3 protein-coding genes are annotated in these 2986 nt (G+C 34.8%); all 3 read right to left on the bottom strand.

Translation table 11 applies throughout. The features are described 5' to 3' along the window. Positions 1–121 precede the first annotated feature (121 nt). Positions 122–523: a PIN domain-containing protein gene (locus KSO91_RS16685; RefSeq protein WP_238744152.1), complete on the bottom strand. Its 402-nt coding sequence runs from the start codon at positions 521–523 to the stop codon at positions 122–124. A 49-nt stretch (positions 524–572) separates the two neighbouring features. Next, complete coding sequence (locus KSO91_RS16680; protein ID WP_238744151.1) at positions 573–965, bottom strand: hypothetical protein; 393 nt, start codon at positions 963–965, stop codon at positions 573–575. Between the two features lie 360 nt (positions 966–1325). Next, the coding region (locus KSO91_RS16675; protein WP_238744150.1) for an NACHT domain-containing protein at positions 1326–2986 on the bottom strand (1661 nt) is incomplete at its 5' end.

The raw sequence follows: 2986 nt of genomic DNA, 5'->3' as shown, positions 1-2986 counted from the left end.
GCTCAAATGCAGTAATAACGCTACTAAGTTGCTCTGGATTTGACATAATTAAGTCCTGATGGATGAGTTACCCGTATTAAATCAGAACAAAAAATGGAAGTTGAGCTACGCTGCCGTAAGCTCACTTCACCTCAAAATAAAGTGCCAATAATTTCTCACTATCTATAGCGTCTGCTTCAACATATTCATAATTACAAGCTTGGTTATATGCATGAAATACATTACTAGCTTTTTCATACACATCATCTTCAGCAACATCTGCAAATAGAGTTGAAAGTTGTTGATCTTCGATTGTTGAAAGTATGTTTGCTTTTCTCTTGAACTGCTTCAAGGAGTTAAGAGAGTCCTTTATTGATAGCTTAATGCGGTTATCTACTTCTCTCTCAACTACACTCGTCAAATAATATTGAATTTCATTAGATTCACATAGTTTTTGCAATGACTTGAAAGATTGAGAATGGAAATTAAAATTTGATTTAACAAAATACTGAGTATCAATAAATATTTTTCGAGTTTCGAGCATACTGTGCCTTTTGAAATTTAACGCTAGAATAAATTGTATAATAGAAGTATCAATAACCTCTATCGTTATCCACTAGTTCTACAGGGATATTATCGATCATTTGCCCTACCTTCCAACCAGTATTACTTAGAACCTCATCTGACGTACCTTCAGGTACAATGAACCAATAGCAATACGTCATTTGATCATTATTGCCTGTGTTTTCATTAAGTTCTGCTCCCATCTCTTCCCAGTCATCATCAGAAATTCCAAGGTGTTGAGAAAGAAGGCTGTCAGGAGCTTTTATTAGTGTTTCAGTAAATGTTCCGGTGGTACGTTCTTCTCTAACGGTTTCATGGCAATAAGGACAGTCAATTGGTTCTCGGCATGCACCACAAATACCTCCACCACCGATTACAGCTACTGAAAATTCTGCTCCACATTTAGGGCACTTCTCATTCATAATCAATCTCCAATCAAAACTAAGGCCTGAGTACGTGCCAGTTTACTATTTGAATTAATCATCTCAACGTCTAGAACATACTCGCTCTAAGATGAACACTTTACGCCGCATTAAGCGCCACTAGTTCGCTAAGGGGGCGATTGCGACTTAGCTTTCTAACTCGCATGGGCCACATTGCGGCTTAGATCTGATGCTAATGCCTAGCAAATCTGACCCCGTTGGGTGCTGCTTACTAGCGGGCTAGGATCACTGTTTAATTTATGATTCCTCGTTATGGACAGGCATAGACGCTCATCTACCCAGATATCACCCATACTCCAAAATAACCTAGAGTTAGTCTAATAAGTAACCATCTATAAATCAGGCCGCATCAATCCCCTTGAGCTTTATTTTCGGCTTATTTTTTGGTTTACGGTACTCAACTTCTAGTGAAGTAAATATTGATTGTCGGTAATTTTCTTTTATCCTGTGCGTACGCTCATAGTGAAGTGTCCTAAGTGAAATAAGCCTGTTCAAAAAGACGTCTTTATCAGAAGGGTATTCGTTTAGTATTAATTCCAACTCTTTTTTTAACTTTTCTTCAAACTTCTCACTTGTATCCAATAAATAAAAATATTGAATTAAATCGTAAGCAGGTGTTTCTTTACTTTTAACAAGATCACGAACAATCTCTTTTAATTCAGGTTTGTTGATTGCACACACTGCTTTTTCTACACACCCAATAACCCAAACCATTACTCTAAAGTTAACCATATTTCGGATATTAACGAGATGAAATGAATCAGATTTGCTTTTGTCATAACTATCAGAGTCTTTATAGCGTTCATGGACAAATTTAACTATGAGTTCAATTTCTGTATGATCATCAAGCACAACAGACGCCATGCGCAAGCCTGCATCACAGATTGTTTCTACAATTTCAGCCAGTTTTTTCTTTTTTAGACTGCCTGTTTTGTTTTTGAGAATCTGGCTCAAAATTTCGATATTTTTATTACACTGAAAAACTTGATTTAAGATTTCGCTTTTAGATGCTAACTTTTCAATATCTTCCTCATCACCATTTTCTACCCCATTCTCATGTTCAGTCCTAATTTTACGTTCTTTTTTGCGCTCTTTCTCAACGTCCGCTTTACCTCCTTCTCCTATTTTTTCAGGAATTATATCCTTAAGTAAACAGTTAAAAATGCAAGTTTCAGATCTAGATAATTCAGCAGGCTTTTTATCATCAATAACACATACAGTATGCGTAAGAATTTCATCAATTATACGAATATCGTTAGCATGGTGGATTGTAAAAATCAAAATTAAGGAGTTATGTTTCGCATAGCTAGATTCAACCATACTAGAGATTTTGTCTTTATTATCATCGTAGTTTTCTGTTAAGTACTTTCCTAAAAAATAATAAAAAGCATAAGAAATACAAAATTTAACTTTACCGTTCCTGTTCTCTAATATTCCATATTCACTAAATAAACGGTTATACACGGATTTCTTTATAATATAGTCATCCGAATAACTTTCATAAAAACGATGAAAATCCAGCTCACTTATTTCCTGATTTTTCCCGCTGCAATGTATTTCAAACGCCAAACTAGAACAGAATGTGAAAGCAGACTCCAATGCACTATCTTCTTGGCTAAGACCAGACTTAATTAATCTAGCCACAATTAAAGCTTGATAACAGTGCCCGTAAGCCGTAATTCGTAAGTTTTCAGGCATAAAACTTTCATAGGTTTGAAGAATCGATAGTATGAAAAAAGGATATCGGGGTAAAATTTTATTATCAATAATGATTGAATTTATATTACTCTCGAGAGAGTCTATAAGAGCATGCTCTATATTATCAGAGGTACTTTTTGCTTGGAGCCATTTCTTTATAAGCTCTTCTTGTTTGCTATGACAAAATGGTTTAATTGATACTTCCAGAAATTCTACAAACCTATCGTCATCAATGAAGTAAGATTTATATATGTCCTTGTTTACAAATAGAAGAATATTAGTAAAAAACTCTTCGATATAAT

The organism is Psychromonas antarctica, assembly GCF_022267535.1.
GTDB lineage: Bacteria > Pseudomonadota > Gammaproteobacteria > Enterobacterales > Psychromonadaceae > Psychromonas > Psychromonas antarctica.
The sequence above is the reverse complement of the archived record's forward strand: the minus strand, read 5'-3'. Positions and strand labels throughout refer to the sequence as shown.

Excerpts from the sequence above, each read along its gene's own strand:
- KSO91_RS16685 (WP_238744152.1), bottom strand. The coding sequence starts at position 523 with ATGCTCGAAACTCGAAAAATATTTATTGATACTCAGTATTTTGTTAAA.
- KSO91_RS16680 (WP_238744151.1), bottom strand. The coding sequence starts at position 965 with ATGAATGAGAAGTGCCCTAAATGTGGAGCAGAATTTTCAGTAGCTGTA.